At 35.4% G+C, this 22,217-nt stretch carries 19 protein-coding genes; 1 reads left to right on the forward strand and 18 read right to left on the reverse strand.

Annotated features, from left to right (window positions below):
* Window positions 1-9 precede the first annotated feature (9 nt).
* From pyrE to AC1RP1_RS02520, 11 genes are all read right to left on the reverse strand, one after another.
* Window positions 10-636, reverse strand: coding sequence for an orotate phosphoribosyltransferase (gene pyrE, locus AC1RP1_RS02470; RefSeq protein WP_481761315.1), 627 nt, complete (start codon window positions 634-636; stop codon window positions 10-12).
* Window positions 637-1,350, reverse strand: a complete 714-nt coding sequence (gene pyrF, locus AC1RP1_RS02475; protein WP_481761408.1) for an orotidine-5'-phosphate decarboxylase — start codon at window positions 1,348-1,350, stop codon at window positions 637-639.
* A 16-nt stretch (window positions 1,351-1,366) separates the two neighbouring features.
* The gene (gene carB / locus AC1RP1_RS02480) at window positions 1,367-4,552 is read right to left on the reverse strand and encodes a carbamoyl-phosphate synthase large subunit (RefSeq protein ID WP_481761314.1); all 3,186 of its coding nucleotides are present in this window, start codon (window positions 4,550-4,552) and stop codon (window positions 1,367-1,369) included.
* A 2-nt stretch (window positions 4,553-4,554) separates the two neighbouring features.
* On the reverse strand, window positions 4,555-5,631 hold the full coding sequence (locus AC1RP1_RS02485) for a carbamoyl phosphate synthase small subunit (RefSeq protein WP_481761313.1): 1,077 nt from the start codon (window positions 5,629-5,631) through the stop codon (window positions 4,555-4,557).
* Window positions 5,632-5,634: 3 nt separating this feature from the next.
* On the reverse strand, window positions 5,635-6,924 hold the full coding sequence (locus AC1RP1_RS02490) for a dihydroorotase (RefSeq protein ID WP_481761312.1): 1,290 nt from the start codon (window positions 6,922-6,924) through the stop codon (window positions 5,635-5,637).
* Window positions 6,921-7,871 (reverse strand): aspartate carbamoyltransferase catalytic subunit, encoded by a 951-nt coding sequence (locus tag AC1RP1_RS02495; RefSeq protein ID WP_481761311.1) that lies wholly within the window; start codon window positions 7,869-7,871, stop codon window positions 6,921-6,923. The genes AC1RP1_RS02490 and AC1RP1_RS02495 overlap by 4 nt, the downstream gene beginning before the upstream one ends.
* 14 nt (window positions 7,872-7,885) lie before the next feature.
* Window positions 7,886-9,160 (reverse strand): solute carrier family 23 protein, encoded by a 1,275-nt coding sequence (locus tag AC1RP1_RS02500; RefSeq protein ID WP_481761310.1) that lies wholly within the window; start codon window positions 9,158-9,160, stop codon window positions 7,886-7,888.
* Window positions 9,161-9,296: 136 nt separating this feature from the next.
* Window positions 9,297-9,842, reverse strand: coding sequence for a bifunctional pyr operon transcriptional regulator/uracil phosphoribosyltransferase PyrR (pyrR, locus tag AC1RP1_RS02505; protein WP_481761309.1), 546 nt, complete (start codon window positions 9,840-9,842; stop codon window positions 9,297-9,299).
* A gap of 146 nt (window positions 9,843-9,988) precedes the next feature.
* Window positions 9,989-10,894, reverse strand: a complete 906-nt coding sequence (locus AC1RP1_RS02510) for an RluA family pseudouridine synthase (RefSeq protein ID WP_409022551.1) — start codon at window positions 10,892-10,894, stop codon at window positions 9,989-9,991.
* Window positions 10,891-11,334, reverse strand: a complete 444-nt coding sequence (gene lspA, locus AC1RP1_RS02515; protein ID WP_481761308.1) for a signal peptidase II — start codon at window positions 11,332-11,334, stop codon at window positions 10,891-10,893. Before lspA ends, AC1RP1_RS02510 begins: the two co-directional genes overlap by 4 nt.
* Window positions 11,335-11,356: 22 nt before the next feature.
* Window positions 11,357-13,015, reverse strand: coding sequence for a formate--tetrahydrofolate ligase (locus AC1RP1_RS02520; protein ID WP_481761307.1), 1,659 nt, complete (start codon window positions 13,013-13,015; stop codon window positions 11,357-11,359).
* Between the two features lie 137 nt (window positions 13,016-13,152).
* Here AC1RP1_RS02520 and AC1RP1_RS02525 point away from each other — a divergent pair, with 137 nt between their 5' ends.
* Window positions 13,153-13,359, forward strand: a complete 207-nt coding sequence (locus AC1RP1_RS02525; protein WP_409022794.1) for a cold shock domain-containing protein — start codon at window positions 13,153-13,155, stop codon at window positions 13,357-13,359.
* A 62-nt stretch (window positions 13,360-13,421) separates the two neighbouring features.
* Here the strand turns inward: AC1RP1_RS02525 and purD are convergent, their stop codons facing one another.
* From purD to purQ, 7 genes are read right to left on the reverse strand one after another with little or no spacing between them, the layout of a single operon-like run.
* On the reverse strand, window positions 13,422-14,684 hold the full coding sequence (purD, locus tag AC1RP1_RS02530; protein WP_481761306.1) for a phosphoribosylamine--glycine ligase: 1,263 nt from the start codon (window positions 14,682-14,684) through the stop codon (window positions 13,422-13,424).
* Window positions 14,685-14,735: 51 nt separating this feature from the next.
* The gene (purH, locus tag AC1RP1_RS02535) at window positions 14,736-16,274 is read right to left on the reverse strand and encodes a bifunctional phosphoribosylaminoimidazolecarboxamide formyltransferase/IMP cyclohydrolase (RefSeq protein ID WP_481761305.1); all 1,539 of its coding nucleotides are present in this window, start codon (window positions 16,272-16,274) and stop codon (window positions 14,736-14,738) included.
* A 4-nt stretch (window positions 16,275-16,278) separates the two neighbouring features.
* A complete protein-coding gene (gene purN / locus AC1RP1_RS02540; RefSeq protein ID WP_481761304.1) occupies window positions 16,279-16,857 on the reverse strand; it encodes a phosphoribosylglycinamide formyltransferase in 579 nt (192 codons plus the stop codon).
* Window position 16,858: 1 nt separating this feature from the next.
* A complete protein-coding gene (purM, locus tag AC1RP1_RS02545; protein WP_481761303.1) occupies window positions 16,859-17,893 on the reverse strand; it encodes a phosphoribosylformylglycinamidine cyclo-ligase in 1,035 nt (344 codons plus the stop codon).
* Window positions 17,894-17,903: 10 nt separating this feature from the next.
* Entirely contained in the window at window positions 17,904-19,334 is a 1,431-nt protein-coding gene (purF, locus tag AC1RP1_RS02550) for an amidophosphoribosyltransferase (protein WP_481761302.1), read from the reverse strand.
* Window positions 19,319-21,541 carry a phosphoribosylformylglycinamidine synthase subunit PurL gene (gene purL / locus AC1RP1_RS02555; RefSeq protein ID WP_481761301.1) on the reverse strand — a complete coding sequence of 741 codons (2,223 nt, stop codon included), beginning with the start codon at window positions 21,539-21,541 and terminating at the stop codon, window positions 19,319-19,321. The genes purF and purL overlap by 16 nt, the downstream gene beginning before the upstream one ends.
* Window position 21,542: 1 nt before the next feature.
* Window positions 21,543-22,217, reverse strand: a complete 675-nt coding sequence (purQ, locus tag AC1RP1_RS02560) for a phosphoribosylformylglycinamidine synthase subunit PurQ (RefSeq protein WP_481761300.1) — start codon at window positions 22,215-22,217, stop codon at window positions 21,543-21,545.

Genomic DNA, 22,217 nt, shown 5'->3' on the forward strand with positions numbered 1-22,217 from the left:
ACTTTTTTACTATAACCAATTACTTGGATTGATACGCCATTTATCCAATAATAATTTTTCATCAGAATTAATTTTTTCTTGTTCCTTAGCTACTTTAATAAGTGTTGAATAATTAGTTAATGTCTCAAAAGGTGTTTTAATATCAGCAAAATTTGTCGTACTTGCCGCTAGTTCATAACTAAAAATACCGATGACACCTAGAACATCAGCGCCTTCATTTTTTGCTGCATTAACTGCTTGAATAACACTTCCACCAGTTGAAATGAGATCATCAATTAAAATAGTTTTTTGTCCTTTGATTAATCGTCCTTCAATTTGTTGACCAGTACCATGATCTTTAGGCTTTGTTCTAACATAAATTAACGGTAAATTTAATTCATTAGCAATCCATGCTGCATGGGGTATTCCTGCAGTTGCCGTTCCTGCAATTACCTCTGTATCAGGATATTTTTCACGAATAATACCTGCTATGCCTTTAGCGATTCTAGTACGAATTTCAGGATAACTAATCGTTAACCGATTATCACAATAAATTGGACTTTTTAGTCCACTTGCCCAAATAAACGGCTTCTTTGGCGATAAAGTTACGGCACCAATCTCTAATAAATCACTGGCAACTGTCTCTGCTAAATTCATTTAAGCTTCCTCCCACATTTTTTTGATTGCTTGGTAAGCAGCAAACGGATCTACTGCTTGCGTTATTGATCGTCCGACAACGATGGCGCTACTTTGATTTCTTTTTGCAGCAGCTGGTGTCATTACTCTTTTTTGATCACTTACTGCCTGCCCTTCCAATCGTATTCCAGGTGTGACTGCCAAAAAGTTTTTGGAAGTTGCTTCCTTAATTATTTTAGCTTCTTGTGCTGAACAAACAACACCCGCTAATCCAGCTAATTCTGTTAACTTAGCGTAATTAACGACACTTTCAATTAATGGTCGTTCAACCAATTGTTCCGTTTCTAGTTGTTCTTGGCTGGTAGAAGTTAATTGTGTAATTGCGATTATTTTCGGCATTTTTATTGAGGAATTACCTTGGTCTAATCCATCTAATGCATATTTCATCATTTCAACGCCACCAGCCGCATGGACTGTTGTTAATGAAATACCTAGTCGACTTAAACTGGTCATAGTTTGCCGAACAGTATTTGGAATATCATGACATTTTAAATCAAGAAAAATGTCATGCCCCTGATCAATTAATTCTTCAACAAAACGAGTTCCTTCACTGTAAAACAATTCCATACCAACTTTAACAAATAGTTGTTCATCTTGAGGAAATAACTGTAAAAAATCTGTCGTTTGCATTCTATTCTGAAAATCTAAAGCAATGATAGGTCGATTAATCATTATCTACTCCCCTTAATTTTTATAGTGCTGCTACTGAAAATGACTGGCTTTCTAACGCTTGAATAAGTACATCAACAGTTTGTAAAGATGTAAACAATGGAATATGTTGCATTACTGATATTTTACGCGTTTGATAACCATATGATGCTTTATCGTGATCATCTGATAGTGTATCGATAACAAATTGAACGGTTCCAGTTTGTAACAAATTATTAATATCATCTAATTGTCGGTTAACGCTTAATGCCTCTGTACTGGTAAACGTTTTAATCTGATTATCTAAAAAGAAATCAACCATTTTTGGTAATGTTAAAACTTTGTAACCAAGTAAAACAAATCGTTGAACAAGTGGTAATATAGCATTTTTATTTTTGTCGTTAACATTTACTAATACGGAACCATTACCTGATAAACTAATATTAGCGGCTACTAATGCTTTGCAGAGTGCTTTAGAAAATGTTTGATCCGTTCCCATAACTTCCCCGGTTGATTTCATTTCTGGTCCTAGAAATGGATCAACATCATTCAATTTACTAAATGAGAACACAGGCGCTTTTACATGAACAGAACTAGATTCTGGGTATAAACCATCCTGGTAACCTTGTTCTTGCAAATCATAACCTAATATAATTTTAGTCGCTACCTGGGTCATTTTAATACCTGTTACTTTACTTAAAAATGGAACGGTACGACTGGCACGTGGATTAACTTCTAAAATATAAAGTTCATCTTGATGCACAATAAATTGAAGGTTCATTAATCCCACACATTTTAGTTCAAGTGCAATCTTTTTAGTTGCATTAACGATTTCTGCTTTAATCTTGTCTGATAGATGTTGTGATGGATATACAGCCATTGAGTCGCCTGAATGAATTCCAGCATGTTCAATATGCTCCATAATTCCTGGAATTAAGACAGAAACACCATCACAAATTGCATCTACTTCACACTCAATACCTTCAAGATAACTATCAATTAAGATTGGATGTTGTGGTGCGATTTTAACGTTATTTAGCAAATATAATTCGAGTTCAACCTGATTTTGAACAATCTCCATTGCACGTCCACCTAAAACATAGCTAGGTCTAACAAGAACGGGATAACCGATTTCTGTTGCTCGCTTAAGCACATCTTCTTGTGTTATTGCAGTCTTACCAATGGGTTGTTTTAATCCTAGATGCTTAATCGCTCGGTTGAATGACTCTCTATCCTCAGCACGATCCAAATTGTTAACAGACGTTCCTAATATTTTAATGCCATACTGTTGTAATCCCGCAGCAAGATTAATTGCTGTCTGTCCACCAAACTGAACGATTACACCTAAAGGTTTATCAACATCAATCACATTTAAAACATCTTCCAATGTTAATGGTTCAAAATATAATTTATCAGCGATTGAAAAATCAGTTGAAACGGTTTCTGGATTACTATTCATGATAATTGCTTCATATCCTGCGTCACGGATAGCTCTAACACAATGAACTGTTGCGTAATCAAATTCAACACCTTGACCAATTCTAATGGGACCAGAACCAATAACCATAATTGCTTGTTTTTTACTCTTTAAACTCTCATTCTCATGTTCGTACGTACTATAAAAGTATGGTGTGGCTGATTCAAATTCCGCAGCACAGGTATCAACCATTTTATAAACTGGAATAATATTATTTTCTATTCTAAACTTTCTAATATCCTCCGAAGTTTCGTGCCAAATATCAGCAATAACTTTATCACTAAAACCATGTTTTTTAGCTTCAATAAGGACGTCAATATCTTTAATATTGATACTTAGCGACATTTCAATTTCGACTATGTGTTTTAATTTATCCAAAAAGACTAAATTTATTTTTGTTAGTTTTTCAATTTCTTCAATTGTGTACCCGCGACGTATTGCTTCTGTTAAATAAAACAATCTCTGGTCAGTTGCATTAACCAACTGGTTTTCAAGTTGGGAGTCAGTTGCATTTTGAGCATTATCTAAGCACAAGTAATCTTCATCAATTTCTAAAGATCGAACTGCTTTTAACAAGCTTTCTTCCATATTACGACCAATTGCCATAACCTCACCAGTTGCCTTCATTTGCGTTCCAAGTGAACGATTTGCTCGATTGAACTTATCAAATGGCCAACGTGGTATTTTAGCAACAACGTAGTCCAATGCTGGTTCGAATTCAGCAAAAGTTGTTTTAGTCACTGGATTTAAAATCTCATCTAAATTCAATCCAACTGCTATTTTGGCAGCTATCTTCGCAATTGGGTATCCCGTTGCTTTTGAAGCTAATGCTGATGAACGACTTACACGCGGATTAACTTCTATAATATTATATTTAAAACTATGAGGATCTAGAGCAAGTTGTACATTACAACCACCTTCTATTTTTAAGGCCCTAATTAATTTCAAGGATACGTCTCGTAACATCTGATACTCTCTATCAGATAAGGTTTGAGTTGGTGCAAAGACAATAGAGTCTCCTGTATGAATACCAACAGGATCAAAATTTTCCATGCTACAAACAACAATTGCATTATCAGCGTGGTCTCGCATAACCTCAAATTCAATTTCCTTGTATCCTGCAATACTCTTTTCTATCAAGCATTGTGTTGTTGGTGATAGCTCTAATCCATTAACAACCGTTTTACTAAGTTCTTCAGCTGTTTTACATAGACCACCACCAGTCCCACCCATTGTAAATGCAGGTCTAACAATAACTGGGTATCCTGCAATATCTGCAAATTCTAGCGCACTCTCTAAGGTTTCAACAGTTAGTGATTCCGGAACGGGTTCATTTAACTCTTGCATTAATTGTTTAAATTGTTCACGATCTTCAGCTTGATCAATTGATTTTAATTTAGTACCTAATAATTCAATGTTTAATTCATCTAATATACCTGATTGAGACAATTCCATAGCTAAATTAAGGCCAATTTGACCACCTAAAGTTGGTACAATGGCATCTGGATACTCTTTACGTAAAATACCTGAAACTGATTCTACCGTTAAAGGTTCAATGTACACTTCGTCTGCAACTTCTTTATCCGTCATAATTGTAGCTGGATTGGAATTCACTAAAACAACTTCGTAACCCTCTTCTTTTAAAGATAAACAAGCTTGTGTACCAGAATAATCAAACTCTGCGGCCTGACCAATAATAATAGGACCAGATCCAAGAACCATTATTTTATGGATATCATTTCTCTTAGGCATATTTATTTTCTCCCAACTCGGTTTATCATTTCAATAAATTCATCAAATAAATAATCTGCATCATGTGGACCAGGCGCAGCATCCGGATGAAATTGGACACTAAATGCTGGATCAGTTTTATGTTTAATTCCTTCAACAGACTCGTCATTAATTTCACGATGTGTCACTATCAGTTTATCTGAATCGATAGAATCGCTATCCACCGCAAATCCATGATTTTGTGAGGTGAAATCAATTCGTCCAGTTGCAATTTCTCTAACCGGATGATTAAATCCACGATGTCCGAATTTCATTTTATATGTATCTGCACCGTTTGCTAGTGCTAGTAACTGATGTCCTAAACAAATACCAAAAATCGGAAATTTAGGTTGTATCATTTTGATCATCTCAACAACCTCCGGTAAAGTTTTGGGATCCCCTGGCCCATTCGATAATAGGACACCATCAGGTTGTAAATCAGATATTTGTTTTGCAGTTGCATTATACGGTAAAACAATTACGTTGCAATCACGCTTAGATAACTCTCGCAAAATACTGTGCTTTAACCCAAAATCGACTAATACAATGTTTAATTTTGTTCCAGGATTAGGATAGGGTTTAATCGTTGAAACTTGTTGGACGATATTTTGGTTGAGTACAGTTGCACTCATTGCATCAAAGGCATGATTTAAATCAGCATCGGAATCAATAATGCTTCCTTTCATCGTTCCTACATTTCGTAATTTCTTTGTTAATTCGCGTGTATCAATGCCATATATTCCAGGAATATCCTTCTGTTTTAAAAATTCATCTAAGGTTAATTGTTGACGCCAATTGCTAGAAACCCTAGCAACATTATTAACGATAACGCCCTTGCATGAAGGTTCTATTGATTCATAATCATCCAAATTAACACCATAATTACCAATAATAGGATTAGTAAACGTGATAATTTGATTACTGAATGATTGATCTGTAATCGTTTCTTGGTACCCTGTCATTCCAGTCGTAAAAACGACTTCGCCAGTAGTTGAGGCCATTGCTCCAAAACTAAATCCTTTAAAAATACTTCCGTCTTCTAAAATTAAGAATCGTTTCATGATTTACTCAACCTTTCGACTATCATATTTGATTTCACCGCTAACTAGCGTTAACATTGTTTTCCCATAAATTTTTTGCCCTGTAAAAGGACTATTTTTACCTTTTGAGACATAATCTGCTTCATTAATTGTTTGCTCATTTTTGATATCAAAAATTGCAATATCTGCTACTGAACCAGGCTCAAACGTACCACCATTTAGATTAAACTGTTTGGCTGGCGCTTCACTCATTAGAACAATAAGTTGGGCTAATGTTAAAATCCCTGTTTTAACCATTCTTGTATATAACAACGGAAAGGCCGTTTCACTTCCAGTTATACCAAAAGCGGCATTAAGCATGCTACCGCGTTTTTCATCTTCACTATGTGGTGCATGATCTGTCGCAATCATATCGATTGTGCCATCTAATAATCCCTCGATCAAAGCTAGGCGATCTTCTTCAGTTCGTAATGGGGGGTTCATTTTAAAATTACCATTATCCATATGAATGTCTGAATCCGTTAATAATAAATGATGTGGTGAAACTTCACAGGAAACATTAATTCCATGACTCTTAGCAAGTCGAATTAATTCCACACTTTCTTTTGTAGAAACGTGACACATATGATAGTGAACACCCGTTTTTTGTGCAAGCATTAAATCTCGGGCTAATTGTGATGATTCTACAACCCCCATAATACCAGGTAGCCCTAGATTTTTTGCACGAACACCTTCGTTCATGACGCCACCAAATAATAATGAGTTATCTTCAACATGAGAGACAAGTGGTAAATTAACCTTTACTGCTTCTTTCATTGCAAGATACATTGTTCCAGCTGTCTGAATACCTGAGCCATCATTTGTAAAGGCGAATGCCCCGGCTTTTTTTAATTCTCCAAAATTTACTAATTCTTCAGAAGTTCTACCTTTGGTAATTGCAGCATATTGGGAAATATGTACTTGTCCGTCTTTTTGATTACGTCGCTTTATTTCAGCAAAATGTTCTAACGTATCAGGAACAGGATCTAAATTAGGCATGGCTCCTACTGTGGTAAAACCACCTCGGGCAGCGGCCTGACTTCCTGTCTTAATCGTCTCTTTGTATTCAAATCCAGGTTCCCTGTAATGGACATGAACGTCAATTAACCCGGGTACAACAATTAAATGTTCTGCATCAATAACTAAATCAACATTTAACAGTTCATCAGCTAAATTAGTGCCAATTGCTTTAATTTTGTCGTCTTCAATCAAGATATCTTGTTGGCTAAAACTATGATTCAAAAAAACGGTTCCGTTTTTAATTAATTTCTTCATGCTCTATTAGCCTCCATTAAATGACGTCCGTTAATGACAGCTTCTAAAATGGCCATTCTAACAAATACCCCATTCGTCATTTGTTTTACAAATCGTGATTGTTCACATTCAACTAATTCACTGGCTAATTCTACATCTCTATTAATCGGACCCGGATGCATAATAATTGTTTGTTTTTTTAATTTTTTACCGCGTTCAATACTTAATCCAAATTTTTCATGATAATTCTTTTTCGAAAATTTACTATCATCCGTATGACGCTCATGTTGGACACGTAGCATCATCATAACATCAACTTCACCAACTAATTCGTCCATTTCTAAATACTGACCGTATGCTTCAAATTCTTCAGAAAACCATTCCTTTGGACCTGAAAAGTATAATGAAGCACCTAATTTTTTTAATAATTGCATATTACTTTTAGCAACTCTCGAATTAGTTAAATCTCCTACAATTGCAACTTTTAAGTCTTTAAATGTCCCAAACTCTTCTTTAATCGTCATCATATCGAGTAAACATTGTGAAGGATGTTGTCCACTCCCATCTCCACCATTGATAATACCAACTCCCAAATCATTATCACCAATTAATTGTTGATAATATTCATTCTCAGGATGGCGGATAACTGCGATTTGAGTCCCAATAGCACCCATTGTTAAAACAGTATCGTATAAAGTTTCACCTTTACTGAGTGCACTAATACTTGGATTAAATGAGACAATGTTTAATTTCATACGTTGCTCAGCTACTTCAAAGCTACTATGTGTTCTGGTACTATTTTCAAAAAATAAATTTGTTGTAAAGATAGGATGTTTTAAGTTAAATAATGACGGATTTCGTTTAAACTTTTCAGCTCTTTCAATTAATGCTTCAACTTCTTCTGTAGATAGATCCTCGATTGATACTAAATGTTGTAACTGAACTAAATTTGTCTTTTTATCTAACAAAATATCATCTCCTATTATTTTTCGCTTTTAGCTTCTTTAGGTAAAATAAGGTTTAGTGCAATACCTACTACTGTTGCAAGTGCAATACTTGTTAATTGTAAATCGCCTACTTTTAAGTACATGCCACCAATTCCTAACACTAGGATACTGGCAGTAATCATCAGATTATGCTTTTTATCATAATCAATTTGATTATCGATTAAGATTCTTAACCCACTTGAAGCAATAACACCAAAGAGTAGAAAACTAATACCACCAATAACTGGTCCTGGAATACTTTGAATCAAAGCACTAATTTTTCCAACGAAACTAAAGACAATGGCGAAGAATGCGGCGCCACCAATCACCCAAATACTATGAACCTTAGTCATGGCTAAAACACCAATATTTTCACCGTACGAAGTTGTTGGAGGACCTCCAACAAATCCAGCAATAATTGATGATACACCATCACCGAAAAGGGTTCTATTTAGTCCAGGATCCTTGAAAAAGTTTCTTTTCGTTAATTTATTTAAAACCATTATATGACCCATATGCTCAGTCATTGTGACAAATGCGATTGGTGCCATACCAATAATGGCGCTCCAATAAATTTTAGGTTGGTAATTTATAAATGCAACATCGAATGCAGGTAATGTAAGCCAATTTGCCTTTTCTACCGTAGAAAAATCAACGATTCCACATAAGACGGCCATAATGTAGCCACAGACAATTCCTAATAAAATGGGAATTAAACTAATGAATCCTTTAAGATACATATTGAAAAATATTGTAATGGCCAGGGTGAAGATTGCGACCCAAACATATTTAATATCATAAGTACCCGATTTTAACATCGCGTTACTTGCTGCTGTTGTTGCCATAGATAATCCGATGACCATGACAACTGGCCCCACGACAACTGGTGGTAAAATACGATCAAGCCAACCTGAACCAACTTTTCCGATAATAATTGAAACAATCAGATAAACTAATCCAGCTGCAATCGTTCCTTGAGCAACCGCCGGATAACCGGATGTTTTCATTAACATTTGCATAACCGCAATAAAAGCAAAACTTGAACCAAGGTAAGCTGGAATTTTACCATTTGTAATTCCGATATAAACCAAAGTACCTACACCTGAACTAAATAAAGCAATACTTGGGTTCAAACCGACTAGAATAGGTACTAAAACTGTTGCTCCAAACATCGTGAACAAATGTTGAATTGATAATCCCATCCATTGCCCAAATGATGGTCTATCATGGATATCAAGTACAGCATCATCATTTCTAAACTTTTCTTTCATTTTCTCATTTCCTTTCTATATAAAAAACGCACCTCTATAGAGAGATGCGTTCGAAGTTGAAATCTAGTTTGGGCCTACGTTATTCCCTAATAGATTTCTAAATCGTTTGCTCTCTCTGGAACATCTTAACGATTTATTATTTAATTCTTTCAATTTCAATTGAGTCTTTGCCATCAATTTCTTCTACTGAAACTGATACTTGTTCATCTGACGAGGTAGGAATATTTTTCCCAACATAATCAGCTCTTATTGGTAATTCTCTATGGCCTCGATCAACAAGAACGGCTAAATTAATAGTTTGAGGTCTTCCTTGATCCATTAAAGCATCAAGTGCAGCTCTAATTGTACGTCCAGTATATAAAACATCATCAATTAATATAACTTGCTTACCTGTAATATCAAAATCAATTTGTTCACCTTGCGTATTAACAGTTGGTTCATTACCTAAACTTGCATCATGTCGGTCATCACGATAAAGTGCAATATCTAGTGAACCCACTGAAACATCAGCACCTTCAAGTTGTTTTAAGCGATCCGCAATTCGTCTTGCTAAATAGATGCCTCTTGTTTTGATTCCAATCAGTACCAGATTATCAATACCTTTATTCTTTTCAATAATTTCGTATGTCATTCTGGTTAAAGCACGTTTCATACCTAACGAATCTACTACTTCTTTTGCCATCTAGTATTCCTCCTTTTTTCCAATAAAAAAGCCCCCTAATCTAAAAATACTTAGACTAAGAGGCAGACTTCTAGAAAAGAAATCTATTCGCACATTACCTTTTAGTCTCACAGGACTATTTTAAAGGAACTTTATTGATTTTCATGTTACCTGATAGCGTTTGTTTTGTCAAGATAATCCAGCGTACTTTTAAAAATAGGTGGGATTGGTACTTCAAAAATAAGCTCTTTACCCGTTGTTGGATGCTTAAATCCAAGCTTAGCTGCATGTAAAAATTGACCATGCCCTTTAATTGTTTTACGTGACCCATATAAGGGATCACCTACAACTGGGTGCCCAATATATTGCATGTGAACACGAATTTGATGTGTACGACCTGTTTCTAACTGACACTTAATAAGTGAGTAGTTTTCATAATTTTTTTCCACTTTAAAATGTGTCACTGCTGGACGTCCATCTTTAACAACCGCTTGCTTCATACGATCTTTTGGTGAACGACCGAGTGGTGCTTTAATAATTCCTGATTCTTCTTTAATCGGTTGGTGTACTAAAGCAATATATTCACGAATATTCGTTTTTGCTTTCAATTGAGCAGCTAATGATTGATGTGCTTTATCATTTTTAGCAACCATTAAAAGTCCAGAAGTATCCTTATCAATTCGATGAACAATTCCTGGTCTAAAGGCACCATTAATTGTTGATAAAGGACTATGGAATAATAATGCATTAACTAATGTACCATCTGCATGCCCCGGTGATGGATGAACAACCATACCTTGCGGTTTATTCACAACAATAACATCATCATCTTCATAAACAATGTCTAATGGGATATCTTGTGGTATTAAATCTAACTCAACTGGTTCAGGTTCTACTAAATTAATTTTATCTCCTGGTTGGACGGCATATTTAGTCTTTTCTGTTTTACCATTAACTAAAATATCGCCACTTTCAATCCAGCGTTGTACTTTTGATCTAGATATTTCAGGCATTAACTTCGCAATAACCTTATCGAGACGTCCTGTCTCATCTTGAATTACTAATTCTGTCATTTATCGTCTTCCTTTAAAACAATTATTAATAAAATGATAACGCCAACTGTTAACGCAGTATCCGCCACGTTAAAAATTGGAAAGTTAACAAAATCTGTTTGAAACATATCAACAACATAACCAAATCTCAATCGATCAATAAAGTTGCCTAATGTTCCAGCAATCATCAATGTAATGCTGAACTTATAGCCCATGTTTGTTCTATATTTATAAAAGTAATAAATCATTAATCCTAATGCTAAAACAGAAACAATAAAAAAGAACCATTGTTTTCCAGCCAGTAAACTCCAAGCTGCACCATCGTTTCTAATATTAGCAATCGATAAAAAATTAGGTATAACTGTTTGACTCGTGTTCAACGCAATATTAGCTGAAACCACGTATTTCACTACTTGATCTACAACTAAAATAATTATTGCTAATAATGCATATAAAATCATATTAAATCCTCTTAATTCTTAATTAATATAACCCTGAAATTAGGCCATTATCGTCAATATCCATATGATTTGCAGCTGGATCTTTAGGTAATCCAGGCATCGTTAGGACATTTCCAGTTAGTGCAACTAAGAAACGCGATCCTAATTTAGGATTAAATTCACGTATATGAATTGTAAATTCCGTAGGTGCTCCTAACAGTTTAGCATTATCTGACAATGAATACTGTGTTTTTGCCATACAAATAGGTAATTTATCCCATCCCAATTCTTTAAACTGACGTAATTGCTGTTTTGCTTTAGGTGCATATTCAACTTTAGCGCCACCATAAATCGTTTTAACAATTTTTTCAATTTTAGTTTCAGCAGAATCATCAGCCTCGTACAATGCTTTAAATTCATGAATCTCATTCGTTGTTTCAATCACCTTTTTTGCTAAATCAAGAGCACCGGCACCACCTTGTCCCCAAACATCTGCAGGTATAGCGGAAACACCAATTTCAGAGGTAAGTTCAATCAAAGTTTGGACTTCAAGATCTGTATCAGCAGTAAACTTGTTAATAGCAACAACAACTGGAATGCCATAACGCTGCATACTTTCAACATGCTTCTTTAAATTAACAAATCCTGCTTTTAAAGCAGCAACATTTTCAGTATTCAATTCAGTTTTAGCAACTCCGCCATGCATTTTCAAAGCGCGGATTGTAGCAACAAGAACAATTGTATCAGGTGTCTTACCTAAGATTGGTGTTTTGATATCAAGAAATTTTTCAGCACCTAAGTCAGCCCCAAATCCCGCTTCCGTAATTGCATAGTCGCCCAATTGTAAGGCAGTTTGTGTTGCAAGAACACTATTACAGCCATGTGCGATATTAGCAAAAGGTCCGCCGTGAATAATGGCAGGTGTATGCTCTAAAGTCTGAACTAAATTAGGTTTAATTGCATCTTTTAATAACAAACTAATTGCACCAGTTACACCTAAATCAGCAACTGTAATTGGTTTTTTATCTATATTGTATGCTACAACAATATCACTGATTCTTGATTTTAGATCTTTAATATCTTTTGACAAACACAAAATAGCCATTAATTCACTGGCAACTGTAATATCAAATCCATCTTCTCTAGGTATCCCTTGCATTGGGCCACCAAGGCCTACTACAACATGGCGTAATGCACGATCGTTAATATCAAGTACTCGTTTCCAAATGATACGTCTTTGATCAATTTTTAAATCGTTACCTTGCTGAATATGATTATCAATCAAAGCAGCAAGTGTATTATTTGCAGTTGTTAAAGCATGCATATCACCTGTAAAGTGTAAATTAATATCTTCCATTGGGACAACTTGAGAATAACCACCACCAGTTGCGCCACCCTTCATCCCCATAACAGGACCTAAAGAAGGTTCTCTGAGAGCAATCATAACTTTCTCATTCAAACGATGCATAGCATCCCCTAAACCAACTGTTACGGTTGATTTACCTTCTCCAGCTGGAGTGGGACTAATTGCTGTAACGAGAATTAACTTAGAATTTTTATTTTTAGGTAAATCTAAAGGTAAGTTTATTTTTGCCTTAAAATTACCATATGGTTCAATATCAGTTTTTTTCAAACCAATCTCGTTAGCTACTTCTTCGATTGGTTTCATCACGTTTTTTTGTGCAATTTCTATATCGTTCAAATTGATCATCCCTTCATATTAAGTTCTTTTAAGTATAACTGAGAAAACTGCGATTGTCATTAGTTGCACTACTGGTTAAAGTTACCTATACTGTAGAAGTACTTAAACTTTACGACCAATTTTGGGAGGCGTTTGATATGGAATCTGGCATTGTTGAATGGTTTAGCGCACAAAAAGGTTATGGATTCATTGCTTATGGTGATGAAAAAGAGATATTTGTCCATTATACCGCTATACAATCTGACGCATTTAAAGTACTTGGAACTGGTCAAAATGTAACATTTGAAATTAAAGAAGGTAGCCGTGGTTTACAGGCCGCAAATGTTTCAATTGTCACTAATTAATCTGTCATAAACTCATAAAACGTTCATGCTTACTTGTACTATAAGTAAACATGAACGTTTTTTTATTTTAGATTCGCCCTATAACCAATATCCATTCTGTAAAATGTTTTGTGTGCTTCAAAATCAGCAATTAACTGATAAAGTTTCTGTTGTGCATCTGCCATGTCTACGCCTGATTCATGCATAATATAAATGCGTCCACCTGCACTAACTAATTTCTTATCAACTAATTTTACACCTGCAAAATCAATTCTGTTGGAAAGTGACTTAAAGTCACTTAAATTGGGTAATGTAATATTTTTTTCAGGATTTTCTGGATACCCATCAGCGGCAATAACGACACCTAGAGTGATTCCCTCTGTTTCCCATTGTAAAGATGGACTTTCATGCTGCAATAATTTTGAAATAACTAATGCAAAATCCGTTTTTAATCTTGGTAATACGACTTCAGTTTCGGGGTCGCCAAACCGAACATTGTATTCAATTACTTTTGGACCGTCTTTAGTTAAAATTACTCCCACATATAAAATACCTGTGAATGGAATACCACGTTTCATCATTTCATCCGCTGTTGGCTGAACAATTTTTTCAATTGATTCCGTAACAACATCTTCTGAAATTTGTGGAACTGGACAATATGCGCCCATTCCGCCGGTATTAGGACCATTATCTCCCTCAAATGCCCGTTTATGGTCTTGAGAAATTGGCATCGGATAAACTTTATCTCGATCAATAAATGCCATCAATGAAAATTCTTCACCCTCAAGGTACTCTTCAATTAATACTTCTGTTGTATTAAATTGTTGTTGGACTAAAAATGAACGCAAAGCATCAGTTGCTTCTGATAGATCTTGAGCAATAATAACGCCCTTACCACCAGCTAATCCATTTGCTTTAATAACTATTGGGAATGATTGGTGCGTCATATAATCTAATGCAGTCTGGTAATCGGTAAATGTCTGATAGTTAGCTGTCGGGATATTGGCTGACGCCATAACTTGTTTCGCAAATTCCTTTGACCCCTCTAACTGGGCAGCGGCTTTTGAAGGCCCATATATAACTAGGTTTTCTTCACGAAAAAAATCAGTTATGCCATCTATCAGTGGAATTTCTGGTCCAACAAAAGTCCAATCAATGTCATTTTCACGGACAAAGGTTGTCATGCCAATCCAATTAGTGATATCAATACCCACAGATTTAATCCCGTTGTTATTCATCCCAGGGTTTCCGGGTAAACAGTAAACATCTGAGACAGTATCACTTTCAATAAATTTACGTGCGATGGCATGTTCACGTCCGCCAGAACCAATAACTAAAATTTTCATTATTTAAAATAATCCTTTCATAGGTTAAAAAGATAGACTCATTTTAACAATTTAATGTTTGAAATGACGACGGCCACTAAATACCATAGCAATATTTTTGCGATTAGCCATATCAATTGACTCTTGGTCTTTAATTGACCCTCCCGGTTGAATAATTGCCGTAATACCATGATCAGCAGCATATTCAACACTATCATCCATTGGGAAGTAAGCATCTGAAGCTAAGACAAATGGTTCTACCATCCCATGTTCTAGTGCTTGCTCTAACGCAATTTTAACCGATCCGACACGGTTCATTTGACCCGCACCAATTCCAAGTGTTTGATCCTTAGTTGCAATTACAATCGCATTACTCTTAACATGCTTCACAATTCTTTGAGCGAATAATATTGCTTCTTTTTCATCACTTGTTGGTAATTTTTCAGTTACCGTTTTTAATTCTTCCATTTGGTCAATGACTTGATCACGTTCTTGAACAAGTAAGCCACCCATCACTGAGACATATTCATATTTATCAGCTTGGTCCTTTTGACTGAAATCAATTGTCATAACACGAAGATTTTTCTTCTTAGCTAAAATATCATATGCAGCATCTGTGAAGTTTGGTGCGATAATAATTTCAAGGAATAAATGATGTAATTCAGTTGCTGTTTCTAAATCAACTTCACGATTTAAGGCAATAATGCCTCCGAAAATTGACGTTTTATCAGCATCAAATGCTTTTTTCCATGCAGCATTAATCGTTTCTCCAGTACCAACCCCACAAGGATTCATATGTTTCATCGCAACGACAGCAGGTTGCTTAAATTCTGAGACAACTTTTAAAGCAGCGTCGGCATCTTTAATATTGTTATACGATAACTCTTTACCATGTAATTGTTTAGCGGCAGCAATCGAAAAAGCATTTGGTAAAGCTGATTGATAGAAAGCCGCTTTTTGATGTGCATTTTCACCATAACGCATTCCTTGTTTGAAATCATATGTTAATGACAATTTTTCAGGAAATTCAATTTCTAATTCTTTTGTTAAATAAGATGATATTAAAGTATCATATGCAGCCGTGTGTCTAAACGCTTTAGCTGCTAATTGTCGACGAAACTGATTATCCATTTTATCATCATCGAGTTTATCTAAAACAGACGGATAATCAGCTTTATCGACAACAACATAAACAGATTCAAAATTTTTGGCAGCAGAACGCAACATTGAAGGCCCACCAATATCGATTTGCTCAATAGCTTCTGACTCAGTAATACCAGGTTTTTCAATCGTTTCTTTAAAGGGATATAAGTTTACACAAACTAAATCGATTAAGGCAATATGTTCTTCTTCTAATTTAGCCATATGAGCTGGATTGTCACGCCTTGCTAATAACCCACCATGAATCATTGGGTGTAATGTTTTAACTCGTCCATCAAGCATTTCTGGAAAGTGAGTCACATCTTCAATTCTAATTACAGCGATATCGGCATCCTTTAAAATATTAAACGTACCACCAGTTGAAATAATTTCAAATCCACGTTTGATTAATCCCTGAGCGAAGTCTGCAACACCAGTTTTATCAGATACACTTATCAAAGCTCTTTTCATCTTATTAATCTCCCTTTTTATTGTTTAATAAATTTAGAATCACCTTTGGATATAGTTGGTGTTCAACATCATGAATCTTACTTTCCAATTGTTCAAGTGTTTCATTTGGTAAAATAGGAATACTTTGTTGCGCTATAATTGGCCCCGTATCAACACCTTCGTCAATGTAGTGTATCGTCACACCAGTTACACTAACACCTGCCTTATACGCATCCTCAATTCCATGAATACCTGGAAAAAGGGGTAACATTGCGGGATGAATATTAATAATTTCCATCGGATACTTACTCAATAATGTACTTGTAATCACACGCATATAACCCGCCAATAAAATGGTGTCGATTTGATACTTAGCTAATTCATTAACAATCACTTGTTCATAATGACTACGATTTTCAAAGTCTTTAGGTTGAATAATAAAGGTTGGAATTCCTCTACGTGCTGCCTTTTTAATGACAGCCGCTTTTGGTCGATCACAAACTAAAACTTCAATTTCTAATCCTGCATCTTTTAATGCCTGATTATCTGCAATAAATTCAAAATTAGAACCGGTCCCTGATGCAAAAATTGCTACTTTGACCATTTTATTTACCTACCAATTCGACCGTTTGATCAGTATTTTTAATTTCTATACTGCCTATTTCATAAGCGTGTACAGTTTCTTTATTTAATTGTGTCAGCACCTGTTCAACGTTAGCTTTATCAACAGCCAAAACCATTCCAATACCCATATTAAAAATTTCATACATCTCTGAATGGGGTATCTCACCGTATCTAGAGATGGCATCAAAAATTGGTAGTACTGGCCATAATCCTAGATTAATTGTTGCTTTTAGCCCTTCTGGTAACATTCTTGGTATATTTTCAATAAAGCCACCACCTGTAATATGTGCTGCGCCTTTAATCAAATTATCTTGAAATAAAGGAATCAGATCATCTACATAAATTTTTGTTGGTGTCATTAATATTTCAGCAAGTGATTCATTAGGTATTTCTGGTAAAGCTTCATCTAAATTAAAAGCCATGTCTTCAAGAAATATCTTTCTAACAAGTGAGAATCCATTTGAATGAATACCGGTTGACGAAATTCCAATTAAAATGTCATTTTCTTGAATTGAATGACCATCTATTAATTGACTTTTTTCAACAACACCAACCGCAAATCCGGCCATATCATAATGTGTTTTTTGATACATCCCTGGCATTTCAGCTGTTTCACCACCAATAAGATTCATATGTGCTGTTTGACATCCTTTAATTACCCCAGAAATAATACTTTCAATTTTTTGAGGTTCAGTTTTGCCAGTCGCTAAGTAGTCCAAAAAGTATAGAGGCGTTGCACCCTGAGCAACAATGTCATTAACACACATAGCCACACAATCAATCCCAATTGTGTCATGTCGATTTGTTTCAAAGGCAACCATCAATTTGGTGCCAACGCCATCAGTACCTGAAACCATAAGTGGCTCTATAATACCTAATCGACTGAGATCAAAGAGTCCTCCAAATCCACCAACTGAACTTGTTTCATTTACCAGTGACATTTGTTTATTAATTCGATTAACGACGTCATACCCTGCATTCACATCAACACCCGATTTTTGATAAGCATTTACCATTTTGAAGTCCTCACTTTTCTGTCGTTAAGTTTGCTAAATACTCATCCTCGTAATCATATAATGGCGTTGGATAATCACCATTAAAGTAAGCCATACATAGTCCTGAATATGGGGCATCTAAATTCAAACCAATTGAAGCAATTAATCCAGCTTCACTTAGAAATGCTAATGAGTCTGCCCCAATAATAGCCTTCATTTCTTCAATTGATTTATTTGCGGCAATTAATTCAGATTGCTTTTGAATATCAATCCCATAAAAACAAGGGTATTTAAGAGGTGGTGACGCAATTCGCAAATGAACTTCAGCAGCTCCAGCTTCTTTTAACAATCTAACAATGTGTTTACTCGTTGTCCCCCGAACAATTGAATCATCGACTAAAATAATCTTTTTACCCTTAACCACGCTTTTAACAGCTGATAATTTCATTCGCACCCCTTGTTCTCTAAGTCTTTGGGTGGGTTGAATAAAGGTCCGGCCAATATATTGATTTTTAACTAATCCCATTTCATAAGGAATGCCACTTTCTTCTGCATAACCACTAGCTGCAGACAATGAGGAATTTGGTACACCAATAACCATATCTGCATCAATACCCGTTTCTCGTGCTAGTTTGCGACCCATTCTTTTACGAGCAGAATGGACATTAATCCCACAAATATCCGAATCCGGTCTTGCAAAATAAATATATTCCATTGAACAAATTGACATTTTAGTTTCAGTTGTATAAACGTCAATTGATAGCCCTTCGTCAGTAATAGTGACGATTTCACCAGGGTTCACATCGCGAACGAATTCTGCCCCAACAGAATCTAAAGCACAGGTTTCACTTGCAACGACGTAAGCACCATTTACCATTTGACCAATAGATAGTGGTCTAAATCCATTTGGATCAAGTGCCGCAATCATGTAGTTTGACGTCATTAATAAGTAAGCAAACCCACCATGTACTTGATTTAATGCGTCTTTAACCTGTTCATGCAAAGTGTCTTGTGATGAACGACGAATTAAGTGCATCAAAACCTCTGAATCCGAACTTGATTTGAAAATAGCCCCATCTTGCTCTAACTCATTTCTAAGCGTTACCGCATTAGTTAAATTACCATTATGGGCTAAGGCAAACTGTGTATCGTAAAAATCAAATAAAAATGGCTGAATGTTATCAATTCCGTTACTACCGGCCGTTGCATAACGTACATGTCCAATAGCTGCATTACCGGTTAATTTTTTTATTTTTTCAGGATTTCTAAAAACATCTGATAGTAATCCTAATCCTCTATAACCAATTAGTTTACCTTCATCATTTGATACAATTCCTGCACCTTCTTGGCCGCGATGTTGTAAACTATGCAGACCAAAATAGGTAATCTGATTTGCATCTTCATTTCCCCAAACACCAAAAACACCACATTCTTCATTTAAACTTCTTATTTCATTAGGCACGGAATTGCATCCTCCCAAACTTGTTTGGCTTCAGAAGTTGTAAGAGTTATCTTACTCCCTTTTGTCGTCACGTTAATTAATTGGTCTGCTGTAACACAGCCAATTTTTTCAGCAGTTTGATTCATTAAATTTTCAAAATCTGTCTTATTTTCTGATTTAATCGATAAAATGAATCGCGATTGTGATTCTGAGAAAAGTTGTGCATCTGTCATATTTACATTAATATCAATACCTAAATCGTTTTTAAATACGGATTCACTTAAAGCAACGGCTAGACCACCTTCAGATAAATCATGTGCACTTTCGACTAAACCAGATTCGATAGCTTCTAAAACAAACGCTTGGTTACTTTGTTCAGTCTTTAAATCAAAATGTTTAATATCTCCGGAAATCTCGTTAGTAGTCATTTTCTGAATTTCTGAACCATTAAAATCATTATAAGTTGTACCCACTAAATAAATTAAATCATTAGCATGTTTAAAATCTTGCGTTGTTATATTTTTAACATCTTTAATTAAACCAACCATTCCAATCATTGGCGTTGGATAAATGGCTTGTTCATTAAATTCATTATATAAAGAGACATTACCAGAAATAACAGGTGTATTAAATAAGTCACATGCTTCAGAAATACCGATAGCACTTTGATCAAATTCCCAAAAAATTTCTGGATTTTCAGGACGTCCATAATTTAAGCAATCTGTAATAGCGAGTGGTTGTCCACCAGATGCAACTATGTTACGCGCTGCTTCAGAAACAGCAATTTGACCACCAACCTTAGGATTCAAGTAAATATAACGCGCATTACAATCTGTTGTCATTGCGAGTGCCTTATTAGTTTCTCTAATTCGAATAACACCTGCATCACTACCAGGTCTAACCACTGTATTGACTTTAACTTGAGAATCGTACGTTTCGTACAATGATTTTTTGGATGCGATTGTTGGTTGTTGTAACAAATCTAACCAAGTTTGCTTCGTATTTTCTATTTCAGGTATAAAATCAGACTGCGCTTTAAATTTGCTGATTCTTGCAGGTTCTTTTTGTTCCTTATGATAGACTGGTGCATCACTTGCTAAAGAATCAACGGGAATATTAGCAACAATTTTTCCCTCATGTATTAAAACATAATCCGTATTTTCTGTTACATACCCGATATTAACGGCTTCTAAATCATATTTTTTAAATAAATTGATAACTTTAGTTTCAAATTCAGGTTTAATACAAAGAACCATCCGTTCTTGAGATTCAGATAACATCATTTCGTAAGCAGACATATTAGTTTCACGTTGTGGAACGTTATCTAAATCAAGTACCATCCCTGATTTAGCTTTCGAGGCCATTTCAGCAGTTGACGAAACTAATCCAGCAGCTCCCATATCTTGAATACCAACTAACCAGTCTGGATGATCTAGAATAAGTTCGAGACAAGCATCCATTAATAATTTTTCCATGAATGGATCACCAACTTGAACAGCTGAACGCTGTGTTTCTTTATCATCAGCAAATTCATCAGAAGCAAACGTTGCCCCATGAATACCATCACGACCCGTTTTAGCACCAACATAAATAACTAGATTTCCATCACCTTTTGCCTGGCCTTTTTGAATATTTTTATGATCAATCAGTCCAACACACATTGCATTTACTAGTGGGTTACCCTCATAACAAGGATCAAATCCTATTTCTCCACCAACAGTTGGAATACCAATACAGTTACCGTATCCTCCGATACCAGCTACAATTTCTGAAACAAGATACTTAGTGTGCTCATTATCTAGTTCACCGAAACGTAAACTGTCAAGAAGTGCAATAGGTGTTGCCCCCATTGAAAAAATATCTCTGATAATACCGCCGACACCTGTTGCGGCACCTTCATAGGGTTCAACAGCTGAGGGATGATTATGGCTTTCAGCTTTAAATACAACTGCTTTACCATCACCAATATCAATAACACCAGCACCTTCTCCAGGTCCTTGTAAAACTTGCGGCCCAGAATTTGGAAAATGTTTTAAAACGGGGCGGGAATTTTTGTAAGAACAATGCTCACTCCACATTACTGAAAATAAACCAGTTTCAGTATAGTTAGGTTGACGACTTAAAATATCATCTTTAATTAACTTATATTCTGAATCAGTTAATCCCCAATTTTGATATAATTTGGTATCTTCAATTATTTGTGCCGTCGGTTCTTGTTTTGTAACCAAATTAACCCACTCCCTCTGTGTATGTCGTTAACATCGATTTAAATAAATTTAGGCCGTCCGTTGAACCGAGCAATGCTTCAATAGCACGTTCTGGATGCGGCATCATACCAAGTACATTTCCACGCTCATTAATAATTCCAGCAATATTATCAATACTTCCATTTGGGTTATCTTGATATCTAAAAATAATTTGATTATTTTTCTTAAGAGAAGCTAATGTTTCATCATCACAATAATAATTACCCTCGCCATGAGCAATTGGTAATTCAATTGTCGTTTGCGTTTTATAATCAGTTGTAAAACGCGTTTGATTATTAACAATTTCCAAAGTAACTGGCTTACAAATAAATTTAATATTTTTATTTTGAATTAATGCACCTGGAAGTAGTTGCATTTCCGTTAACATTTGAAATCCATTACAGGTTCCAAACACTAGTTTACCTTCATCCGCAAAACGTCTCACTTCATTCATAATGGGTGATAAACTGGCAATTGCCCCACTTCTTAAGTAATCGCCGTATGAAAATCCACCTGGAAGTAATACACCATCAAAACCATCAAGAGATTCCTCTGTATACGACACAAACTCAGCTTGTTCATGTAAACCATCCCGAATAGCGTGAAGTAAATCATAATCACAATTTGAACCAGGAAATACAACAACTGCAAATTTCAT

Source organism: Dellaglioa sp. CoH-56-MRSF-13 (assembly GCF_056782095.1).

What these genes read in the sequence shown, in the direction of transcription:
- purN (WP_481761304.1), bottom strand. Translation starts at nt 16,857, where the DNA reads ATGGTCAAAGTAGCAATTTTTGCATCAGGGACCGGTTCTAATTTTGAA.
- lspA (WP_481761308.1), bottom strand. Translation starts at nt 11,334, where the DNA reads ATGATTTTATATGCATTATTAGCAATAATTATTTTAGTTGTAGATCAA.
- AC1RP1_RS02525 (WP_409022794.1), top strand. Translation starts at nt 13,153, where the DNA reads ATGGAATCTGGCATTGTTGAATGGTTTAGCGCACAAAAAGGTTATGGA.
- carB (WP_481761314.1), bottom strand. Translation starts at nt 4,552, where the DNA reads ATGCCTAAGAGAAATGATATCCATAAAATAATGGTTCTTGGATCTGGT.
- AC1RP1_RS02500 (WP_481761310.1), bottom strand. Translation starts at nt 9,160, where the DNA reads ATGAAAGAAAAGTTTAGAAATGATGATGCTGTACTTGATATCCATGAT.
- AC1RP1_RS02510 (WP_409022551.1), bottom strand. Translation starts at nt 10,894, where the DNA reads ATGACAGAATTAGTAATTCAAGATGAGACAGGACGTCTCGATAAGGTT.
- AC1RP1_RS02490 (WP_481761312.1), bottom strand. Translation starts at nt 6,924, where the DNA reads ATGAAGAAATTAATTAAAAACGGAACCGTTTTTTTGAATCATAGTTTT.
- purM (WP_481761303.1), bottom strand. Translation starts at nt 17,893, where the DNA reads ATGGTAAATGCTTATCAAAAATCGGGTGTTGATGTGAATGCAGGGTAT.
- purQ (WP_481761300.1), bottom strand. Translation starts at nt 22,217, where the DNA reads ATGAAATTTGCAGTTGTTGTATTTCCTGGTTCAAATTGTGATTATGAT.
- AC1RP1_RS02485 (WP_481761313.1), bottom strand. Translation starts at nt 5,631, where the DNA reads ATGAAACGATTCTTAATTTTAGAAGACGGAAGTATTTTTAAAGGATTT.
- pyrE (WP_481761315.1), bottom strand. Translation starts at nt 636, where the DNA reads ATGAATTTAGCAGAGACAGTTGCCAGTGATTTATTAGAGATTGGTGCC.
- purD (WP_481761306.1), bottom strand. Translation starts at nt 14,684, where the DNA reads ATGAAAATTTTAGTTATTGGTTCTGGCGGACGTGAACATGCCATCGCA.
- pyrR (WP_481761309.1), bottom strand. Translation starts at nt 9,842, where the DNA reads ATGGCAAAAGAAGTAGTAGATTCGTTAGGTATGAAACGTGCTTTAACC.
- purH (WP_481761305.1), bottom strand. Translation starts at nt 16,274, where the DNA reads ATGAAAAGAGCTTTGATAAGTGTATCTGATAAAACTGGTGTTGCAGAC.